Origin of the sequence: Micromonospora maris AB-18-032 (assembly GCF_000204155.1) — a bacterium.
Taxonomy (GTDB): Bacteria; Actinomycetota; Actinomycetes; order Mycobacteriales; family Micromonosporaceae; genus Micromonospora; species Micromonospora gifhornensis.
Genome location: NC_015434.1, coordinates 1,188,743 through 1,207,553, shown reverse-complemented (window position 1 = coordinate 1,207,553; position 18,811 = coordinate 1,188,743). Strand labels below are relative to the sequence as shown.

20 protein-coding genes are annotated in these 18,811 nt (G+C 68.7%); 13 read left to right on the top strand and 7 right to left on the bottom strand.

Annotated elements, in window-relative coordinates; translation table 11 throughout:
- Positions 1-132: 132 nt before the first annotated feature.
- From VAB18032_RS05550 to VAB18032_RS05515, 8 genes are all read left to right on the top strand, one after another.
- Positions 133-885, top strand: coding sequence for a Crp/Fnr family transcriptional regulator (locus tag VAB18032_RS05550; RefSeq protein WP_050814547.1), 753 nt, complete (start codon positions 133-135; stop codon positions 883-885).
- Between the two features lie 153 nt (positions 886-1,038).
- On the top strand, positions 1,039-1,542 hold the full coding sequence (locus tag VAB18032_RS29930) for a Pycsar system effector family protein (RefSeq protein ID WP_050814546.1): 504 nt from the start codon (positions 1,039-1,041) through the stop codon (positions 1,540-1,542).
- Between the two features lie 13 nt (positions 1,543-1,555).
- Positions 1,556-2,278, top strand: a complete 723-nt coding sequence (locus VAB18032_RS30520; RefSeq protein ID WP_081476028.1) for a Crp/Fnr family transcriptional regulator — start codon at positions 1,556-1,558, stop codon at positions 2,276-2,278.
- Between the two features lie 112 nt (positions 2,279-2,390).
- Positions 2,391-3,176 carry a hypothetical protein gene (locus VAB18032_RS05535; protein ID WP_148272204.1) on the top strand — a complete coding sequence of 262 codons (786 nt, stop codon included), beginning with the start codon at positions 2,391-2,393 and terminating at the stop codon, positions 3,174-3,176.
- A complete protein-coding gene (locus VAB18032_RS05530) occupies positions 3,173-5,500 on the top strand; it encodes a hypothetical protein (RefSeq protein WP_148272203.1) in 2,328 nt (775 codons plus the stop codon). Before VAB18032_RS05535 ends, VAB18032_RS05530 begins: the two co-directional genes overlap by 4 nt.
- Entirely contained in the window at positions 5,497-6,342 is an 846-nt protein-coding gene (locus VAB18032_RS05525; RefSeq protein ID WP_013731806.1) for a hypothetical protein, read from the top strand. The genes VAB18032_RS05530 and VAB18032_RS05525 overlap by 4 nt, the downstream gene beginning before the upstream one ends.
- Positions 6,339-7,580, top strand: a complete 1,242-nt coding sequence (locus VAB18032_RS29925; protein ID WP_050814544.1) for an OmpA family protein — start codon at positions 6,339-6,341, stop codon at positions 7,578-7,580. The genes VAB18032_RS05525 and VAB18032_RS29925 overlap by 4 nt, the downstream gene beginning before the upstream one ends.
- Before the next feature lie 3 nt (positions 7,581-7,583).
- Positions 7,584-8,960 (top strand): hypothetical protein, encoded by a 1,377-nt coding sequence (locus tag VAB18032_RS05515; protein ID WP_013731804.1) that lies wholly within the window; start codon positions 7,584-7,586, stop codon positions 8,958-8,960.
- Positions 8,961-9,382: 422 nt separating this feature from the next.
- Here VAB18032_RS05515 and VAB18032_RS33135 read toward each other — a convergent pair whose 3' ends face one another.
- Entirely contained in the window at positions 9,383-9,517 is a 135-nt protein-coding gene (locus tag VAB18032_RS33135; protein WP_269764240.1) for a hypothetical protein, read from the bottom strand.
- A gap of 239 nt (positions 9,518-9,756) precedes the next feature.
- Here VAB18032_RS33135 and VAB18032_RS05510 point away from each other — a divergent pair, with 239 nt between their 5' ends.
- Positions 9,757-10,077 carry a GYD domain-containing protein gene (locus VAB18032_RS05510; RefSeq protein WP_013731801.1) on the top strand — a complete coding sequence of 107 codons (321 nt, stop codon included), beginning with the start codon at positions 9,757-9,759 and terminating at the stop codon, positions 10,075-10,077.
- Positions 10,078-10,135: 58 nt separating this feature from the next.
- On the opposite strand, the gene VAB18032_RS05505 is transcribed toward VAB18032_RS05510, so the two are convergent.
- Positions 10,136-10,747 carry a TetR/AcrR family transcriptional regulator gene (locus VAB18032_RS05505; RefSeq protein WP_013731800.1) on the bottom strand — a complete coding sequence of 204 codons (612 nt, stop codon included), beginning with the start codon at positions 10,745-10,747 and terminating at the stop codon, positions 10,136-10,138.
- Between the two features lie 61 nt (positions 10,748-10,808).
- On the opposite strand from VAB18032_RS05505, the gene VAB18032_RS05500 reads away from it, so the two are divergent.
- The 4 genes from VAB18032_RS05500 (at position 10,809) to VAB18032_RS05485 (ending at position 15,384) form a co-directional block, all read left to right on the top strand.
- The gene (locus VAB18032_RS05500; protein ID WP_013731799.1) at positions 10,809-11,711 is read left to right on the top strand and encodes an alpha/beta hydrolase family protein; all 903 of its coding nucleotides are present in this window, start codon (positions 10,809-10,811) and stop codon (positions 11,709-11,711) included.
- A 74-nt stretch (positions 11,712-11,785) separates the two neighbouring features.
- On the top strand, positions 11,786-12,442 hold the full coding sequence (locus tag VAB18032_RS05495; protein WP_013731798.1) for a hypothetical protein: 657 nt from the start codon (positions 11,786-11,788) through the stop codon (positions 12,440-12,442).
- Between the two features lie 33 nt (positions 12,443-12,475).
- The gene (locus VAB18032_RS05490; RefSeq protein WP_013731797.1) at positions 12,476-13,384 is read left to right on the top strand and encodes a cellulose binding domain-containing protein; all 909 of its coding nucleotides are present in this window, start codon (positions 12,476-12,478) and stop codon (positions 13,382-13,384) included.
- Between the two features lie 419 nt (positions 13,385-13,803).
- Positions 13,804-15,384, top strand: a complete 1,581-nt coding sequence (locus VAB18032_RS05485; protein WP_081476027.1) for a DEAD/DEAH box helicase — start codon at positions 13,804-13,806, stop codon at positions 15,382-15,384.
- 44 nt (positions 15,385-15,428) lie between these two features.
- On the opposite strand, the gene VAB18032_RS05480 is transcribed toward VAB18032_RS05485, so the two are convergent.
- The 5 genes from VAB18032_RS05480 to VAB18032_RS05460 all read right to left on the bottom strand — a co-directional run bounded on the left by VAB18032_RS05480 (position 15,429) and on the right by VAB18032_RS05460 (position 18,682).
- Positions 15,429-15,686 carry a DivIVA domain-containing protein gene (locus VAB18032_RS05480; protein WP_043723058.1) on the bottom strand — a complete coding sequence of 86 codons (258 nt, stop codon included), beginning with the start codon at positions 15,684-15,686 and terminating at the stop codon, positions 15,429-15,431.
- On the bottom strand, positions 15,683-16,879 hold the full coding sequence (locus VAB18032_RS05475) for an FAD-binding oxidoreductase (protein ID WP_013731793.1): 1,197 nt from the start codon (positions 16,877-16,879) through the stop codon (positions 15,683-15,685). Before VAB18032_RS05475 ends, VAB18032_RS05480 begins: the two co-directional genes overlap by 4 nt.
- Positions 16,876-17,139 carry a hypothetical protein gene (locus VAB18032_RS05470; protein ID WP_013731792.1) on the bottom strand — a complete coding sequence of 88 codons (264 nt, stop codon included), beginning with the start codon at positions 17,137-17,139 and terminating at the stop codon, positions 16,876-16,878. The genes VAB18032_RS05475 and VAB18032_RS05470 overlap by 4 nt, the downstream gene beginning before the upstream one ends.
- 201 nt (positions 17,140-17,340) lie before the next feature.
- A complete protein-coding gene (locus tag VAB18032_RS05465) occupies positions 17,341-18,150 on the bottom strand; it encodes a hypothetical protein (protein WP_013731791.1) in 810 nt (269 codons plus the stop codon).
- A gap of 61 nt (positions 18,151-18,211) precedes the next feature.
- Positions 18,212-18,682, bottom strand: coding sequence for a glycine-rich domain-containing protein (locus VAB18032_RS05460; protein WP_013731790.1), 471 nt, complete (start codon positions 18,680-18,682; stop codon positions 18,212-18,214).
- Between the last annotated feature and the right edge of the window lie 129 nt (positions 18,683-18,811).

Below are 18,811 nucleotides of genomic sequence, written 5' to 3'. Positions count from 1 at the left end.
AGCATCTCGCTGCTGCCCATTCGGCCGATCACCGCACATTGCGGCAACCGATAGAAACGAGGCGCCTCATGCTCATGCACGATTCGTCAACGGGATGACTGCCTGGGCAACTACGTCGATAGGAGCATTGCCGTGAGATCACCCCCGACCGCGCCAGGCCGCACCAGCGGCTCGCCCGAACCGGACGAAGTAAGAATTACCAACTTCGCGGCCAGCCTGTCACCGGACGCGCTCGCCGCGATGACGAGGGCCGGCACCCAACGGTCCTACTCGGCGGGCACTGTCCTGCTCCATCAGGGCGACCCATCCCGACATGTCCTGCTGATCGAGAAGGGTTGGGTGAAGGTCACCTCGACCTCCCGGCGCGGTTGGGAGGCACTGCTCGCTCTCCGTGGTCCCGGCGACATCCTAGGCGAACTCTCCGCCGTGGACGGTCAACCTCGCCTCTCCACCGTCACCACCCTGACCGGGATCGAGGCGACCATACTCAGCGCCGAACGGTTCCACGCCTGCCTGGCACAGTGGCCGGAGATCGCGCTGTCGCTGCTTCGACAGGTCACCGCCAGCCTCCGCGAGGCCGACGGACGCAGAGTCGAGTACGGCTCCAGCAACGGCGACGATCGTCTGGTCGTACTCCTTGTCGAACTACTCGACAAGCATGGCGTCGAAACCTCGGACGGCGTGCTGCTCGATCTTCCGCTCACCCAACAGGATCTCGCGGCGGCGGTCGGGGCCTCTCGGGAGGTGGTGGCACGCACGCTGCGGGTGTTGCGCGAGCGACGGATCGCAATAACTCAGCGTCGCCGAATCGTCATCGTTCGCCCGGATCTGCTGCGTTCGCTGGCGGGCTCTGTGTCGATGTCGACACAGCATTTGTGGCCTTAGACGAGGTGGGCGGAGCCGAATACCGAGACCCTCATCATCGGAAACAGCAGTCCGTGAAGGAGGCTCATGGTGCGTCCAGGGTTCGTTCGGCAGCTTCCGAAGCCACAGCGGCGGAGACAATCGAGTGGCCCGCAGGTCGGCCAGACGGCCCAGTTGCACCGGCGCAACACCGGTCAGGCAGCCGCCGTACGGCTGACCGAACGGCTTTTGGCTGAGGCACGCGAAGAGCTTCGACGCGCCGACGCCAAGGCTGTCCAGTGGTTGAGTCTGTTCGGCGGCGCCCTGCTCGCTCTGGTTACGGTCCTGGTCGGCGTCTCCTGGTCACCACGGCACTTGACCGGCACCGTCGCTTGGACGTGGTGGAGCGGCGTCCTGTGCGGTGCAGCTGCCCTGCTGAGTCTGATCATGGCGCTGCTGCCCCGGCCGAACGGCGATCAGGAGCTGCAGCTCGTGGCCTACTTCGGCCACGTGCACAAGCTGCGCGATCCGGTTCTGGTCCAGCGGTACGTGGAGCGGGTCGCCCACGACACCCTGCCGAGCCTGATCTACCAGCTTTGCTGGATCAGCCGGCTGGCCATGACGAAGTACCGCTGGACGCGAGCCGGGACAGTCTTCTCGATGCTGGCCGCCGCACTGATCGCGGTGAGTCTGCTCTGACCCGAGCACAGACATGGAGGAAGTGGTGGCGGAGACAGGTAAAGCAGGTAGGGCGGCGAAGATGTCGTGGTCGCGGACGAGCTTCGCGGGTCGTCTTTCCCCAGCCCACGGGGCGGCGTTGCTGCGTCTCGGCGAGCGCGAAGAGTTCGCCGACGGACGGGATCTACTCCAACAGGGTGCGCAAGGTCGGCATCTGATGCTGCTCAGCAGCGGCCGGGCAAACGTCGTTGTGAAGGGTGCTCGTCGCAGGCCTATGCGCATCGCGGTTCGGTCGTCGGGAGATCTTGTCGGAGAGCTGTCGTACCTCGATGGTGGGCCGCGTTGTGCGTCGGTGATCGCCGCTGGCCCGGTCACAGCCTGGACGATCAGCGCTGCGGCATTCGACCATTTTCTCAAGCACCATCCGATCGCCCACCGGCCGTTCGCGCAACTTCTCGCCGACCGGCTCCGGGCCGCCGACCAGCGGAGTGTCGCCGCCTCCTATGACACCGCCACGAGGGTCGCCGGCGCACTGTGCAACCTGGCCGCCGCTGTCGGGGAAACATTGGTTGCCCACACCACTCAGAGCGAACTGGCTCAACTCGTCGGAGCGTCGGAAGTCTCGGTGCATCGGGTCCTGCGCCGGTTCGCCCACTCGGGCCTGTTGGAGACCCGGCACGGCTCGATCCTCATTCGCAACGAGGCCGCCCTGTCCGCAGCCGCCGAGACGCAAGGCCAATTGCATCACCTGACGTAGATCAACTGGCTGACGCCGCAATTGCCGCCGCACAGTGACACATCCCTTCTCGCAAGGCAGGTGAAACTCTGTGGAACTTCCACGCCCCTGGAATGTCATTTCGGTCGACATCGTGAAATCGAGTTCGGGCGGATACCCTCGGCACTCTGAACTCAGCACCGCCACGGAGCGGATCGTCGCGGCAGTGCATCGCGCCTGCCCGCCGGGACGCTGGATCCGCCGCGAACGGGGTGATGGGGAACTCATCCTGATCTCGGCCGAAGTGCCGTGCGCCTGGGTGGTCGCCGAGTTCCTCCGCCTGCTGCGTAACGGGGTGCTGGCGTACAACCGGAACAAGAACCAGGAGAGCCAACTACGGCTCCGCGCCGGCATCGACCGCGGCGATGTGTTGGTGGACGACGCTGACATCCCGCGGGGCGGCGACGCGATCGTCAGTGCGGTGCGGCTGCAAGGCTGTGAGGCCGCCAACGAAGCGGCCGTCGCCGTACCGGCCGCCCCGGTCGTCGCGGTCATCTCCGACGAGGTCTACCGGGCGACGGTGCGGTTCCGGGAGTTGGGCCTTGAGCCGGAGTTGTTCCGGGACGTTCGAGTTGCCGTGCCGCAGAAGGACTTCGTGGCAACCGGTTGGCTGCACCTGCCGGGGCACGTTCCGCCCATCGTCACGGCCGGTTATCCGGAGGATGACCTACCCGGCCCGGAGCCGACCCGGGCTAAGGGACCCGCCGGCACCACATCGTCGGCCCGGGTATCCGACAGGGCTTCCGATCACGAGGAGCACAGGCCGCCCTCGGGCGGAAAGTACCAGTACAACCAGCATGGGAGCACCGGTGTGATCACGCAGGGCGACGGCACCCACATCGACGCCAGGGGCATGAACGTCTACGGCGGCTCGGCATGACCGCCGAGACGCCACCGTCCGGCCCGGCCGACGTTTCCGGCGAGCCGCCGTCCTCTGCCGAGCCGCCGACTCCGGTTGCCGACACAGCGGAGAGCCCGGCCGGGCCAGCTTCTCAGGGTGCCGACAACGGGAACGGATCGCAGCGAGACGCCGGCTACCCACAGTGGCAGGAACACCTGCCGCCGGAGCCGTCGACGACCGGACCCGCTCCATTGCCGGCCACCCTGTTACCCGGTGAAGCGCTCGACGAGGCCGGTGCCGTCGACGCGACTCCCCGCGCGATGGCCGGTAGCGCCACCGGCATCGCCGTGCACGGCGACTACACGCTAATCAACCTCTCTCAGCCGGACGGCCGGAAGGCCAGTGTGCACCGCTGGGTGCGCGACCCGGCGATCCTTGAGGAGACCGCACGCACGTATGTGGAGGTCACCGACTTCACGCAGATGGCCGCCCGCCTACCGGAGCATCGTGTGATCCTGCTCGGCGGGAAGGTCGGCACCGGCCGACGTACCACCGCCGAGATGCTTCTGTGGCAGGTGGCCGGCATCGACCGCGTCGCCGGAGTCGAGCCGGTACATGCCGATGTGACGGCTGCGGAGCTGGCCGGAACGGACAACTTACTGCTCCGCGGATACGGCACGGTGCTGGAGTTGCCGCCGAACGCCAAGGTGACCATCGGAACGTTGCGCGCCTTCGAGCGGCTTGCCCGCGACCACAAGGCACACCTGGTGATCCTGCACGACCGGACCGACCCGCCTGGTCCGGAACTCATGCCGTACGGGGCCGCCTACCTGCCGCCCTCGACAGAGAACGTGCTACGCCGACACTTGCTGCGGATGCTCGCTCGGGAGCAGAGATGCGTCGGGGACTGCCCGAACTGCCATGGCGGATGCAGGACCGCGTTCGTCGACCGCTGCCTCGCCAACGGACAGGTCCAGGCTGAACTCGCGGCTGATCCCCGACCGGTTCAGATCGTGGGCCTGGCCACCGCGTTGGCAGGCTGGAGCGGGGTGGACAGCGATCTGGGGGCCGCGCTGGGCGGCCTGCTGAGTCGCCGGCGGGCCTTTGTGGCGAGACTGCTCAAGACAGCGAACAGCCCTCGACAGGACGAGAAGGAGGAGGATCCGCAGGCCGCGCCACGTCGGCAGGCCTTTCAGATCGCGTACGCGGCCTTCGACGAACACCCGCTCGCCGACGTCTTCGACGCGGCCGAGCTGCTGCTGACCATCCTGCGCGCGGTCGAGGTCGGCACCGAGCACCAGACCCGGGTGGTCTTCGACGGCGGGGTAGAGCAGATGCTCCGCGCACCCGACGGGGAGGGCCAGTTCACTGCGGCCGAGGTCCTGGAGCAACCGCGGCGCGCCCGACTGGCACATCCCGAATTGCTGACCGACGTGCTGGATGTGGTCTGGCACGACTTCGACGGCGGGCGCCGCCCACTGCTGCACTGGCTGGAGCAGCTGGTCATCTCCGGGCGCGACGCCGTTCGGCAACGGGCGGCGTACCTCGCCGGATGGCTAGCCAGATACGACTTCGACGAGGTGTGGGCGGTCCTCATACGGAACTGGGCAGCAGACGAGCGGGGCACCATCCGGCAGGCCGCCGCCTGGGCTCTGCACATCGCAGCCACCGACAAGACCCTGCTCGCCCGGATTCGTGTGCGGGTACGCAACTGGGTGCGCAGCGGCAGCCCGAGGTTGCACGACACGGCCGCTCGCGCATATGGAACTTTGCTGGGGCTGGCAGTTGCGGAGGAGTCGCTGGCGGAGCTGCGGACTCTGGCCAGCCGGGACGACCTCAACAACAGCGCCGCCGTAGCCCGCACGCTTATCACCCTCTATGATCCGCCCGAGCCCTACCAGAACGCCGCCGCGCCGGCGGCCACCTGGCGGACGCTGGTCACCTGGCACGGCGAGAACCTCTACCGGCTACGGGTACACGCCACCCGGGGGTTCCTTCTGCTGGCCCGGCGCAACGGCGTGCCTCCGTACGACGGCTGGCCCCTGCTGCTGACCAGTACGGCCGGCTTCACACCGGCTGGCCATGAGCTGGTCGCTCTCTGGCAGACCACGCTCACCGATCCCACGACCGCCCACCGGGCCTGGTTGGAGCTGCGCACCTGGCTCCGGTTGGCCGACGACGATCCGGACCTCGCCGGGCGGGTCCAGGATCTCGTCTGCCGAATCCTGGTCGGCCCCGTCGCCGTTCGGGGCCGCTTCTACCTGCACAGCTGGCGTTCGCAGTCATCCACCGCTGGCCGGCTCCTCGGCATGCCGTGGGGCGTGCCGACCGAGACTACTCGTCAACAAGGAGAGGCAGTATGAGCAGCACGACCCTGCACAGCAGCCCACCGCGCCGCAGCCTCTGGCGACGCCTGGTCGACTGGTGGCGCGGCGAGGAGCAGCCGTTTCCGGCACCCCCGCCCGCGCCCATGGAGGAAGTGATCTACCAACCCGCCGGCGACGGTGCCGTCATCACCGCGCTCTGCGCCGGAGATGTGTTCGAGTTCCAGGTACACACCGATCTGGTGTGGGCCAGCCGCGAGATGTCGTACGCAACCCTGACCGAACAGGCTCGCGAGTTCGGCAGCAGTGCCCGCGACACCGTCCGAGAGCGGATCTGGGCGGTGGCGCGGACCTTCTCCCCGTACCACTGCGCCGAAGCGGAGAAGGCCATCCAGAAGGAGTTGGACGGCGACTGGTGCTACTCGGGCCCGAACGGCAAGGTGCGGTGCCGGGCCAAGGTCCGGGTACTGCCCGACCCGAGGGTACGGGAGCACCTTCTGCCGTACGCCCTCCAGCAGTTGGACGTGGAGGCCCGCGCCACGTTGGGCCTGCTCCAGGCAGCCCGGTTCGAGATGCTGACCGAACGCTGGCGTGACCTGCTGCACGACCTGGGTCACGACGCCAAGGTCGGGTACGCCGCCCAGCTCACCGACGCAGACTTCGCCGCTGTCGTCGGTCGGTACGCCAACCACCACCGCGCTTCGGTGCTCGAACTCGCCGACGTACTGCGTCAGGCCGGCAAGGACCACGAGAGAGTCGGCATGTACGAGTTCGCCAACGCGTACGACAAGGCTGTGCAGGCGTTCTGCAAGCAGATGGGCCTCGACGATCGCAGCTGGCCGGTGGTCGACGGTGACCCGCTGCCAAAGGCCACGTCATGAGGGCCGCCCGCATCATGTTGGTGCTCGCCGTCGTCGCAGCGCTCGGCGTCACCGCCGCCTGCTCCGAGCCGGAGTTGGACTGCTCGCGGCCGACCGACCGCCCGGTCGGCGGAGTGCGGAATGTGGCTGTGCTGCTGGATGTCACCGGCTCGACTCGATCGACGGGAGTGGCACCCGACTACGTCGCAGCGGTGGAGAGCTTGCTGAAGGATGCCGTCGACGACGGCGAAGTGGTGTCGGTCGGAACGTTCGACGGCTCGGCCTCCACTGTGGAATGGACGGTGGACAGCTTCCCCACCGCCACCACTGCCAATCAACCCAGTAATCAGCGAAAGCAGCAGGCGACAGCTACCGCCTGCCTGTCCCGCTTCGTCCGCCAGGCAGCCACCGCCCCCGCCAGAACGAGCGGCACCGACCTGCTTGGTGCCCTCGGCGTGGCAGCCGCCCACACCGCCACCGGCGGGCAGGCACGCCGGACGGTGGTGCTCGCCACCGATGGCCTGAGCACCACCGGCTGCGCCGACCTGAGCCGCACGCCAGCCGGCAGAATGACGTTCATCGACACTGCGGCCACCGAGTGTCCACAGCGCCGGGACTGGCCCGCAGCACTGGCCAACACCCACCTGACGATGATCGGCGTGGGTCGCCCCGCCAACGGGCAGCCCATCCTCGAAACCGGCCACCTGGCATGGCTACGTCAGTACTGGGAGCGGCTCTGCCTGGTGGCGGGGGCGGCGTCCTGCAACATCTCCACCGCTCCGGTCCCCACCCGCAGCGCCGGCAGCGCCGCCCCAGCCGGTGCCGAAGCCCCGGACGACCCGGTCGTACACTTCAAGCCCGGCGCAGGGCCGCCCGCCGAGCCCGTACAGACGGTCACCTTCAACATCCCGTCCGCCGCGCTCTTCGCGACCGACTCCGACGAGATCGGACCAGCAGGACGTAACCGCCTGGCCGAGATCGCCGAGGAGAACAAACTGCCCAAGGCAACCCATCTGGAGGTCGTCGGGCACACCGACTCCCGCGACGACGCCGACTACAACCAGGACCTGTCGGAGCGGCGCGCTGCCGCGGTGGGACGCATCCTGCGCGAACTGGGTGTGCCCGTGTCGAAAACCCGAGGGCGCGGTGAAGAGGTTCGGCTGTGCCTCGCGGAGCGCCTGCCCGGGGGCGGTTGGGATGACGCATGCCTGCAACGCAACCGCAGGGTCGAGATCGTGATCTCCAAGCAGAGCGGGTGAGCCATGCACGACGAAACGACGCTGCACGTCAGCGGTTCCAACGGCCGCCGCTATTCACCCGTACCCTGCACGACCCGTCTCGATCTGGGGCCGACCCGCCTCACGGCCGACACCCCGGTAGCCACACCAGAGCCCTACCCTGCCGGCGCACTGTCCCACGGTGAAGCGGCCCGGTTACTGGGTGCCAAGAACGAGGCGGAGGCGGCACTGCGGGCAGCGCATGAGGGGCTGCTGCAGGCGAGTGCCGACCTGATCGGCGCCTGGCACCAAACGCGGGCCGCACTGCACCGTCTGGCGCTGTTCGCAGCCAGCCGGGAACTCTACGAGGCCACTCAGGAGTTGCGCCGCAACGACCACGAACACGCAGACGACCGGCCGGAGGATCGCCGCGAACGGCCGATCTGGCAGCATCCCGGGGTGGTCTGGACGGTGATTCTGATCAGCGCCGTCTACGACACCGTCTTCTTCTCGGACGCGTTACGATCCGCCATCGACGCCCCGGTAGGCGTGCTCAACTTCGAGTACTGGGCCTCCCTGGTGCCCGGAGTCGGCATTGCCGTGGCCCTGATCCTCGCGGGCAGTTGGCTGGCGGTCCCGCTGTTCCGACACCGGGCCTGGGTCGATCGGCGACAGTTGCGCGGGCGGCTCAGCCTGCAGACAGTGCTGCGCCGTCTCGTCGTCTGGCGTGCGGAGGAGGAGCACCGCACGCCAGCGGATCCGCCCTGGCCGGCCTGGGCACTGCCACTGACCTTCGCCGGCCTTGTGGTGGGCGTACTCGGCACCTGGGCGTGGATTCGCGGCGATCAGTCCGAGTTCGGAAAGGGTTGGCCGATGGTCGCCCTGCTCGTGCTGCTCACCATCAGCGCGATCGCCTTCAAAGCCAACGCCTACCACCCGGAAGCTGACCGAGCGGCCCGCATCAAGCGACGGCTGCTGGCCACGTCGCAGCGCGGCGAGACGCTGTCTAGCGAGGCCCGGGACCATTTGGATGCGTACGAGAAGAGTTGGCACAAGCTCAGCCAGACCAAGGAAGATGCTTCCGGAGCCATGCGCCGGCCCATCACCCGCGTCTGGGAGGAAGTCGCCGAGGAACGTGCCCGACACGGGCTGACCGGAATGGTCGCGCCAAGTTTCCAGCATGCAGCCGAGGGCGACGTCGTCGGCGACCAGATATTCGAAGGACTGGCTGGTCCGCCGCTCCGGGACACCGCGCTAAGGCGAGTCGGCGAACTGCTGGACACGCATCATCACGAAACGTTGGCGGACGAACTGGCCGCCCTGGAACGCCAGCTGGAGGCACAGAAAACTGTTTCCTGGCCGCCGATGCGGGCGATAAGCGCAGGCTCCGCTGAGAACAGCGGAGGCGAGCGTATGCATTAGAAGCACCCGCCCTGAGCACAACCGCAGTGCAGATCTTGGTATGAAACTGCCCCAATGGCACTTCACACCAAGATCTGCACTCGGGGTGCCCGTCACGAGTTGCCAAGGTGCCCGGGCGAAGACGATGCTCCAGGCGTCTCGTGTTGGTCACCGGAATGGCCATCGGGACCGGCGTGGCCTCGTTCAGTGTCTCGCCTGCCGCGCATCTCCGCCTCGCGAAGAGCGGCTGGACGCTCCTGGTGCTCCCCGTCAGTCGTCGGAGCTCGGTCGAGGAGTCTGTCGATTGAACCTCAGCCTCAGGTTCACGACCAACAGTTCTTCGATCCTTTGACTTCTCGGTCTCGAGGCAGCGGACCTATCATCGGCCCAACCAGTCAGCGATGTCGTCCGCCGTGGCCGCCAGCCCCTACCGGTCGCGTTCCTCACCGAATTGTGGACAGCACCGATGACTCGCGAATACCGATCAGGTGTTGCCGATTGCCCGTCCCGGGCGGCGAGTCGACCACCACACCCCGATGCTCCCCGGAGCGCAGGTCGGCCAGCACGGCGGTGATCACCCGCTCCGCTTCGACACCCGGCGGCACGTCCCACTCGGCCCGCGTCCTCGCCCACCTTCCGACCGACTCCTGCCCGCACCATAGTCAGCGGCACCGACATGACCGGGTCCACCGGGTGGGGATGCACGCTTGTCGGCGCTCCCGCGATTCCCCTGGTCAGACGTCGCTGACCAGCGCCTGAATAACCGCCGGTGCAGCGGGTAGGCGCGTCGCCGAACCAGGCGGAAGGCGGTGCCGGGATGGCGAAGTTCCTGCTCACGACGAACTACACGGGCGGCGGGCTGGAAGGGCTGACCGCAGACGGCGGGACGGTACGCGTCGAGGTCGTCCGGGCGCTCGTCGAGAACGCGGGTGGCCGCCTGGAGGCCCTGTACTTCTCGTTCGGCCAGTACGACACGTACGTCATCTGCGACCTGCCCGACGAGGTCACCGCCACCGCCGTGGCGATCGCGGTGCGGGCGGGCGGCCTGGTGAACGCGCGCCTCATCCCGCTGCTCACCCCGGAACAGGTCGACGCCGTCGTCAACCTGCCCGTCGCATACCGACAACCCGGACACTGAACCCGCTGCAGATCCTGGTACGCGGCCCTGCGAGGGCGGTCGTACCAGGATCTGCGCGTCAGGTGTGCAGCCCTCTGATCAGGATGGCGACCAGGGGGCGGGGGTCGTATCGGGGGTCGGCGCCGATGCAGAGGTTGCCGATGCCGCGTAGCAGGGCGAACGGCTCGATCGGGGTGATCTGACCGGCGTCGACGGCGGCGTCCAGCAGCAGCGTCACCGCGGGGATCAGGTGCTCCAGGAAGTAGGCGTGCAGGGGCTCGAAGGCGGCCGCGTCGGAGCGCATCGCCTCGGCGAGGCCGTGCTTGGTGATCAGGAAGTCGACGAACAGGTCGACCCAGGCGGCGAGCGCGTCGTGCGGGGTCGGGCCGGTCGCCAGCAGGGTGGGGGCGGCCTCGGCGCAGGCCTGCACCTGGTGCCGGTAGACGGCCACGATCAGATCGGCACGGGCCGGGAAGTGGCGGTAGATCGTACCCACGCCGACACCGGCCCGGGCGGCGATGTCACGGACCGGGGCATTGACCCCGGCGTCGACGAAGGCGGCGGCGGCAGCCTCCAGGAGCGCCTGCTTGTTGCGCTCGGCGTCCGCCCGTTTGCGCGGCGGCGGTGAGTCGGTGTTGCGGGCCGGCACGGTCCTGTGGCCTCCGTCACGATGACCGAGCAAACGGAACATGGTTCCGTATCGTCTAAACGGAACGCCGATCCGCTTGCCTCTCTGCTGAGGAGTAACAGTAATGAGCATCCCCCAGCACCTGCCCAGCCCGGTGGTCTCGGTACGTCCCGTGGTGCTGCCGGCGCCGGCCCGGGGCACCGACCTTCAGGTCCGCATCACCGCCCCGACCACCGGGAGCGGGCTGCCGATCATCGTCTTCGCCCACGGCTTCGGCGCCGACATGGACAGGTACGCACCGCTCGTCGATCACTGGGCGGGCCACGGCTTCGCCGTGATCCAACCCACCCACCTCGACGCGCGGACCCTCGCCATCGGCCCGGACGACCCGCGGTACCCGGAGATCTGGCGCATCCGGGTCACCGACCTCACGCAGGTCATCGACTCGCTGAAAACGATCGAGGCAGCCGTCCCCGGCCTGGACGGACGACTCGATCACCAGCGCATCGCGGTCGCCGGCCACTCCTGGGGCGGCCAGACCGCAAGCATGCTGCTGGGCGCCCGGGTCCTCGACGCCGACGGCCTACCCGGCGAGGACATGACCGACCCACGGGTCACCGTCGGCGTCCTGCTCGCCACCACCGGCACCGGCGGCACCGACCTGTCCCCGTTCGCCGCCGAACACTTCCCCTTCATGAGCCCCGACTTCGCGGGCATGACCACGCCCGCCCTGATCGTCGCCGGCGACCAGGACGACTCACCGCTGTCGGTACGCGGACCGGACTGGTTCACCGACCCGTACCACCTCAGCCCGGCACCGAAGAGCCTGCTCACCGTGGTCGGCGGCGAACACTCGCTGGGTGGCGTCTCCGGCTACGGCGTCACCGAGACCACCGACGAGAGCCCGGAACGGGTCGCCCTGATCCAGCGGGCCACCACGGCGTATCTGCACAGCGCCTTCAACCCGCAGGACCCGGCCTGGTCGACAGTCGATCCCGGCCCGCTGGGCCAGATCGAATCCCGCTGACCCGTCGCCGCGTCGCTGGTGATCTCGGCTGTTCCGCCGATGAGATTCCCCAGCGACGCGGCGACGATCAACCGATGCGACCAGAGCACCCGCAGCACGTACCCGATCGCGCCGGCCCGTCCGGCGTCGAGGGCGGGTGGCAGGTCGTCCGCTGGCGGCGCGCCCTGGCGGTTCCCGCACCGCTGATCGCGATGGTTCTCGGCGCCGCGATGGCCACCCAATGGGAGGTCGGCGGCGGCCGAGCCATCTGGTCCCTACCCGCTCCGGCGCGATGGATGGCCGAGAACCTCCCGTTGTTCGCGGGGTCGGAGCCGGCGTGGATCTGGCGCGGGCCCTTCTTCGTCTCGGTGCTGCTGACGCTGCCGCTCGTCTGGACGGTGACCCGCCACGCCACCGCGGCACCTCGATGCCTCACCAGGTACGGGCTCCTCGCCGCGACCATCGCGATCGGCCTCGAATACAACAGCCCCGGGTACGGGTGGGTGTTCGACCTCGTGGCCCTGTTGACGGCGCTGGTGGGCACCGTCTGGTGCGGAGTGCAGGGGCTGCGTCGCGGTGCCCAGCCACGCCGGGTCGCGTGGGCGCTCGTCGCCGCACTGCCACTGACGCCGCCGGCCGGCTTCCTCACGTTCTGGTACCTGCCGCCCGGCCTCACCATGGGCATCCTGCTCGCCTGGGCGGCTGCCGCCATCGCCGCCGGTCGCAACGAGCGCGACACCCCTAACCATTGATAAACATGCATGTAACTCTCTAGCATTCTCACCATGCGTGCTCGTCGATTCACCCTCGTCGCGGTCCTCGCCGCCACGCTGGGCCTCTCCGGCACGGCCATCGCGTACGCGGCCGACGACCCGGTCATCCTCACCACCCCCGGCGCACCGGTGGTGGTGACCAACGAGCCGCACCTGCTCACCCTGAGCTGGGCACCATCGACCTGGATCGGCGAGCCCGGCGCGACGCCCATCCGGCACGAGGTCCGGGCGTGGCTCGGCCCCAACACCTACCGCAGCCTCGGCACCACCACCGGCACCGAGCTCACGCTCACCGACCTGGCACCCGGCACCGAATACCGACTCACCGTCTGGGCCTCCACCAACGGCGGATACTCCCTCGACTCACCGCAGATCCCGGTGCGCACCGCGTACGGGAAGGCCAGAGTGAGCTACCACAACATGGACTGGTCACCCACCGACAACCAGATCCAGCACGCCCTCCAGATCGTCAACACGGGCACCACCCCGCTGGACCTGACCGAGGTGCGGGTGCGTTACCACGTGACGTTCGAGGGCGGGAACACCTCACTTGTCACCAACTGCGACTGGGCCGCGATCGGCTGCGCCAACGTACAACGCCACGTCCAGTTCTTCCCGCTGCCCCAACCGCCACCGCCGCCGACCCGCACTCCGACCCCGACTCCGACTCCGACTCGGACGGTCCTGCCGCCGCACGGTACGTCGATCCCCGGCTGGATCGAGCTGACCTTCGCCAGCGGGACACTGGCCCCCGGCGCCTCGACCGGCCCCATCCAGCTACGCCACCACCGCCAGAACTGGACGGCCATCGACGAGCGCGACGACCCCAGCTGGCAGCAGAGCACCGGCGGCTGGACCGAGAACAGCCGCATCACCCTCGACGTCAACGGCACCCGCGAATACGGCGACACCAACGCGTAAACCGCTCCGCCCAAGGCGGTACGGCCACACAGTCCGTAGCGCTGATGGTGCCGGGTGCCCGCCGTATATCTTGGTACGAAACCGCCCTTCCGGGGGCGGTTTCGTACCAAGATCCGCGCTTCAGAGGCGTACTTCGGTGACAGCGGAGATGGCGAGAGTCCGCCTTGTTCAGGGGGCGACGCGGACAGGGCTCAGCTCAGGCGTCGCGGTTGGGGATCAGCCGGCTGAAGCGTGGATTTCAGCGGTCAGCACCAGGACGTCTTTCGCATCCTTCAAGTTGCCGCTCACAGCACGCGCGACTCCACGCAGCCGATGCTCCTGATCTCCTTGCGCAACACATAATCCACCCTCGCCCATTGCGCGCTCGAAGCGACATCCGGCTGATATGACCTATGTGGACGGATGTGCAAGGCTAGGGCGTGCAGCGATCCCAAGTCGAGTCAGCGCTGCGGCAGTTGCTTGTGGAGCAGCCAGGCCAGAACAAGCGGCAGTTGCTCGCTGGGCTACAGCGCAGGGGTCTACCCGTATTGACGACAACGGACGTCAACCGGACGTTGTATGCCAGAAGGACGACGTTCGCCCATGACGGCGACACCCCACCGCGCTGGTACCTGAACACCTCATCGGGATACGACGGGGTTGCGACTCTCGCGACGACAGTTCTGCCTCGCTGCTATGACGGCTACCCCCCGCGATCCTGGCAGACCGAGGCGTTGGCCGTTTGGCAAGCCCGAGGGCGACGAGGCGTCGTGGAGGCTGTAACCGGCACCGGCAAGACGGCGGTCGGAGTGCTGGCAGCAGCCGCCGCAGTGGATGTTGGTGAACGCGTGCTGGTGCTGGTGCCCGGGCGTGAGCTGCTCGACCAGTGGTACAGCGTGCTACGACGTGACCTGCCGGGTATCCGGGTCGGCCGGTTCGGGGACGGCCACAAGGACAGCCTCTACAACCACTGGATCGTCGTGGCCGTCGTCAACTCGGCGGCCAAATACCAGATGTTGCCGGCGGGTACCCCGGGCCTGCTTGTCGCCGACGAAGTGCATCGGTACGGCGCACCCACATTCGCTCAAGCCCTCGAGCCGGGCTTTCATGCGCGCCTGGGGCTGACCGCGACCTATGCGCGTGAGGACAGCGGCTTGGCCGAGCGCCTGGAGCCGTACTTCGGCAGTGTGGTGGCGGGTTGCAGCTACGAACGTGGGTTGACCGACGAGATCCTGGCCCCGTTCCGCGTCGGGTTCCTCGGCACAGACTTCACCCCAGACGAACGAGCAAAACACGACGAGTACGACGAACGCGCCACGGCCCTCCGACGCCGGCTGATCCTCGACCACGGCTGCCCGGATGAACCGTTCGGTGAGTTCATGGCCGCCGTGAACCAACTCAGGCAGGGTGGCCACCCAGACGCCCGTGCAAGGGACGACGCCCGCAGCTACCTGAGCGCGTTCAGCAAGCGGCGCCAACTGTTGGCCGATTGCCGCCGCAAGCACGAAGTACTTGCCTCGCTGACGCCGATCTTTGCGCTGGCGGACCGTGGGCTGGTCTTCACCGAGACAACGACCAGTGCCGAGCAGGCGGCCAGCGTGTTGTGCGGAAAAGGCTTGCCAGCGTTGGAGATCACCAGCGAGCTGAAGAGAGATGAGCGCAAGCAGCGCCTGGAAGCCTTCAAGAACGGGCATGTCAAAGTGCTGACCGCTCCACGCATCCTGGACGAGGGAATTGACGTTCCGCAGGCGGACGTGGGTGTGATCGTCGCGGGAAGCCGGAGCAAGCGCCAGATGATCCAGCGCATGGGTCGAATCATCCGCCCGAAGCAGGACAGGCGTGCGGCAACCTTCCTCGTCCTTTACGTCACAGATACCGCAGAGGATCCCGGCAGGGGAGCCCATGAGGACTTCCGTGAGCAACTCATTGAGGTCGCCCAGGATGCGGTCGACTTCGGGCCGCAGGCAACCGCGGCGGACGTGTTTGCCTGGTACTACCAGGGCAGGCAGCAGATCAGCTGATCGAACGTCGACTAGCGCTCACGGCGACCGTACGAACCCGCTGGTCAGGGGCTAAGTCTTCGGGCTGTCTCGGCCGACTGCCAGATCCGCAGCGCGTTCTTGATCCGCCGGTTCTCGGCGCGTACCTCGGCGAGCTGGCGCGACCGCTCCCCCAGCTCGTAGGCGAGCCGGTGCAGCAGGGCGTCGACCTCGTCGACCTGGTAGCCGCGGCGGGCCAGCCGGGTGCGGGGCAGGGCGAGTTCGGTGATCCCGTCCGGGGTCAACGGGCCGCAAAGGGCGTTGCGGCTGCGGTAGACCGTCATCGCCACGGAATCCGTTCCGGCAGATGGATCCGCTCGCCCGGCACTCCGGCAGCGAGCAGCCGCAACCGCGACCCGGCCAGCATCGCCGGCGGTCCGCACACGTACACCTCGTGCTCGGGACACAAATGGTCGAGGGCGACGGTGAGCGCGTCACCCCGCTCCCCCGGCTCGGCCAACTCGTCGTGGGAGAAGGTCGGCACGATCGTCAGCCAGTCGTGGCGCAGCTTGTCGAGGGTGATGGCGTCGTACAACGCCTCGACCGAGCGTGCTCCGACGACCAGGGTCACCCGCCGGCCGTCCGGGTCCGCGGCGACCTGCTCGACCAGGGCCCGCAGCGGTGCCAGCCCGGTGCCGCCGGCCACCAGCAGCAGGTCACGCCCGTCGCCCAGGCTCAGACCGGTATCCGTGGGCGGGCCGAGGTGGAGCAGCTCTCCGGGGCGTACCTCATGGGCCAGGCTGGCGGAGACGACGCCGCCGGGGACCGCGCGGACGTGCAGCTCGACGGTGCCGTCCGGGCGCGGCGCGTTCGCCGGGCAGAGCCAGCGCCACCGGCCGGGCCGGCGCGGCGTGCACACCGGCACCGCCTGGCCGCACACGTACGGCAGCCGCCGCCACGGCCGTACCGTCAGGACGGCGACCCCGTCGCAGGGCCGGTCGTGGCCGATCACCTCGGCCGGCCACCAGGCCGGGCCGTCGCCCACCCGCGCGGCGGCCCGCTCGACCTCCGACCAGGGCACACCGGTCTGTAACGCACCATCGATGACCGCAGCGTGCGCCGGGTGCAGGCCATAGCGACGGTACGCACGGCCGAGCACCGCCAACAGCGCCAACCTGTTCGGACCGTCGACGCTGGTCGTCAGCTGGCGCAACGCGGCGTGCAGCAGCGGGGCCGCCCGCTCCGGCAGCAGACCCGGGAAGCGGTCCTCCACCGCCTCCCAAAAGCTCGCGACACTCAGGTCCCGGCGCGTTCTCAGGACCCCCATGAGGTAGTCGACCGCCCGCCGATGCTGCGCCTCCGACCAGCCCAGGCTCGGAACCTCGGGCTCGTCGCCGGTCCCGCTGGTCAGCGACCGTGCCAGGTGCGCCTTCAGCCGATCCCAGTCCACCCCGATCAGGTACGCGGACAGCTCCGCGTCCGCCGCCACCAGACTCAGCCAACGGCCGACCGCCTCGCGTGCCTCCCCCTCGGTCATCGTGCGTGGTCCTCGGTCTCGCGCTGGTCCTCGGCTTCGCGCTGCTCCCCGTTGAGCTGCTCGGCGGTGAGGCCGGCGGCTTCGAGAGTGGTGTGGCCCCAACGAGCCAGGCGGCACGGGTACGGGACACGTTCGCTGCGGCAGAGCAAGCCCTCCGGCCAAGGCTCGGGTGCGTGAACGCGAACCGCCAGCGCGGCGAGGGCCAGGTCCTCGTCGGTGACCGGGATGAGAACGGGAAAGTCGGCGAGTACGGCGGACATCGGTGGGCGCCTCCGGTGGTGTGCTGCATGGAGCGGCACCGGGGCGGGCGGGGACAGCGAATCCGCGATCGGGGGACGCGGTACGCCGGAGCCAGCACCCGCCCCGGGCCATGCGTCCAATCTCGCTGTGGTTCAGGGGTGCCGGTATGCCGAGGTGATCGTGGCCGGCATGCACGATTCGCATATGGGCGGTGACGCTGGTTAGACGGCGGTGGGCCGGCGGCTCAGCCGATGAGCGTGCCACTGGCGGGCGGCGTCGAGAAGGGGCCCGCGGTGCGAGGCCGGGGCGGTACGTTGCATCCGGTCCCAGAGGCGGACCAGGGCGTCGGTGAAGGCGGTGACCGCCTCGGCATCGGCGTCGGCGAAGGCGGGAATGCGGGCAGCCCAACGCTCGGCAGCGGCCGGGCCGTGGCCGGCGCGGATGAGCCGGACCAGCATGAACGCCGTGTCGATCCAGGCGGCTCCTCGGCAGGGAGCAGACCAGTCGACCAGCCGGAGCCGGTCGCCGAACAGGAAGTTCCGGGGTGTCATGTCGGTGTGCAGCAGGGTGTCGCCGTCGACCAGCTCGGGGTTGACGAGTCCGCGCCAGCGCTCGGTGAACGGCTGCACGTCGACCGGCGGGCAGGGTGTCAGCTCCCGAGCGAGCGCCGCGAGTAGATCCGCGACCGCGTCCAGATCCGGGGAGCCGGGTTCCAGGCTGGGGTACAGGCCGGACGCGTACTCGAAGCCGAGCAGCAGCCACCCGTCCCGCTCGACAGTCCAGCGGAGCCGAGGTGCCGCATCGGGAAGCCACGGATTGATTCGGGCTTCCTTGCGGTAGAGCCAGGCGCCTGGGCCGTCCGCCGGTCCGCCCTTGCAGAAGACGCGCCCGGCGGAGCTGTGAAGGGTTACGGCAAATTCGCAGGTTGCGCCGTCGGGCAGCGACTCGGCGTGGCTGACTTTGCCGGTGTGCCGCTCGACCCCGCGTCGCACCCCGGCGGGCAGATCGTGCCAGTGCTGGCGGCGCGGCATCGGTAGGCCCTCCCGAACGGCGGTCCCAGACAGCGTATGCCTGGAACCGCCGCCGGAGGCGTCAACGGGTCGGACTGTCGTGGCAGCCGGCGTGGCACTGGTTGCACTTCGACTGGCAATCGGCGGCCCCGACCCACAGCTCCTGGTCGACGGCGAGGCCGGCGGCACGGATCGCGGCGACTGCCCGGGAAATCGGCACCCCGAGCGGTTCCGGGGCCGACGGGCCGGTTTCCTCAGCTGGCGGATCGGGCTGGTGGTGAATGAATCGTCCGGCGATGCGTTGGCAGAAGTCGGCGTAGTCGCGGGTGTGCAGGATGAACGTGTGCCAGCCGATGTCCACCAGGTCGCTCGGACCGAGAGGTTCGGTGGTGATGGCGCAGGCGGCGAGGAAGGCCAGCGCCTGGTCCATGATCCTGGCTGGTACGTCGGCGGCCAGCTCAGAATGGTCGCGGGCGATGCGGGCAGTCAGCACGGCGAACAGCTCGTCGGAGACAAGCTCCCGGCCGGTGCCGACCCGGTCGATGGTGAGCATCCTGCTCCTTCCGTCGGTTATTCCTCTGCTGCCAGGCTGCCCAGGGCCGGTCGCGCCGCACATGACGTCATGCGAATCGTCGATATGCGCGGCACGTATACCGCGAGCCCGCAGAACGGTTTGAATGGA

Bases quoted from the DNA above. Each gene is read 5' to 3' on its own strand.
- VAB18032_RS30520 (WP_081476028.1), top strand. From the start codon at position 1,556: ATGGAGGAAGTGGTGGCGGAGACAGGTAAAGCAGGTAGGGCGGCGAAG.
- VAB18032_RS05530 (WP_148272203.1), top strand. From the start codon at position 3,173: ATGACCGCCGAGACGCCACCGTCCGGCCCGGCCGACGTTTCCGGCGAG.
- VAB18032_RS05525 (WP_013731806.1), top strand. From the start codon at position 5,497: ATGAGCAGCACGACCCTGCACAGCAGCCCACCGCGCCGCAGCCTCTGG.
- VAB18032_RS29925 (WP_050814544.1), top strand. From the start codon at position 6,339: ATGAGGGCCGCCCGCATCATGTTGGTGCTCGCCGTCGTCGCAGCGCTC.
- VAB18032_RS05515 (WP_013731804.1), top strand. From the start codon at position 7,584: ATGCACGACGAAACGACGCTGCACGTCAGCGGTTCCAACGGCCGCCGC.
- VAB18032_RS05510 (WP_013731801.1), top strand. From the start codon at position 9,757: ATGGCGAAGTTCCTGCTCACGACGAACTACACGGGCGGCGGGCTGGAA.
- VAB18032_RS05505 (WP_013731800.1), bottom strand. From the start codon at position 10,747: ATGTTCCGTTTGCTCGGTCATCGTGACGGAGGCCACAGGACCGTGCCG.
- VAB18032_RS05500 (WP_013731799.1), top strand. From the start codon at position 10,809: ATGAGCATCCCCCAGCACCTGCCCAGCCCGGTGGTCTCGGTACGTCCC.
- VAB18032_RS05495 (WP_013731798.1), top strand. From the start codon at position 11,786: ATGCGACCAGAGCACCCGCAGCACGTACCCGATCGCGCCGGCCCGTCC.
- VAB18032_RS05490 (WP_013731797.1), top strand. From the start codon at position 12,476: ATGCGTGCTCGTCGATTCACCCTCGTCGCGGTCCTCGCCGCCACGCTG.
- VAB18032_RS05480 (WP_043723058.1), bottom strand. From the start codon at position 15,686: ATGACGGTCTACCGCAGCCGCAACGCCCTTTGCGGCCCGTTGACCCCG.
- VAB18032_RS05475 (WP_013731793.1), bottom strand. From the start codon at position 16,879: ATGACCGAGGGGGAGGCACGCGAGGCGGTCGGCCGTTGGCTGAGTCTG.
- VAB18032_RS05470 (WP_013731792.1), bottom strand. From the start codon at position 17,139: ATGTCCGCCGTACTCGCCGACTTTCCCGTTCTCATCCCGGTCACCGAC.
- VAB18032_RS05465 (WP_013731791.1), bottom strand. From the start codon at position 18,150: ATGCCGCGCCGCCAGCACTGGCACGATCTGCCCGCCGGGGTGCGACGC.
- VAB18032_RS05460 (WP_013731790.1), bottom strand. From the start codon at position 18,682: ATGCTCACCATCGACCGGGTCGGCACCGGCCGGGAGCTTGTCTCCGAC.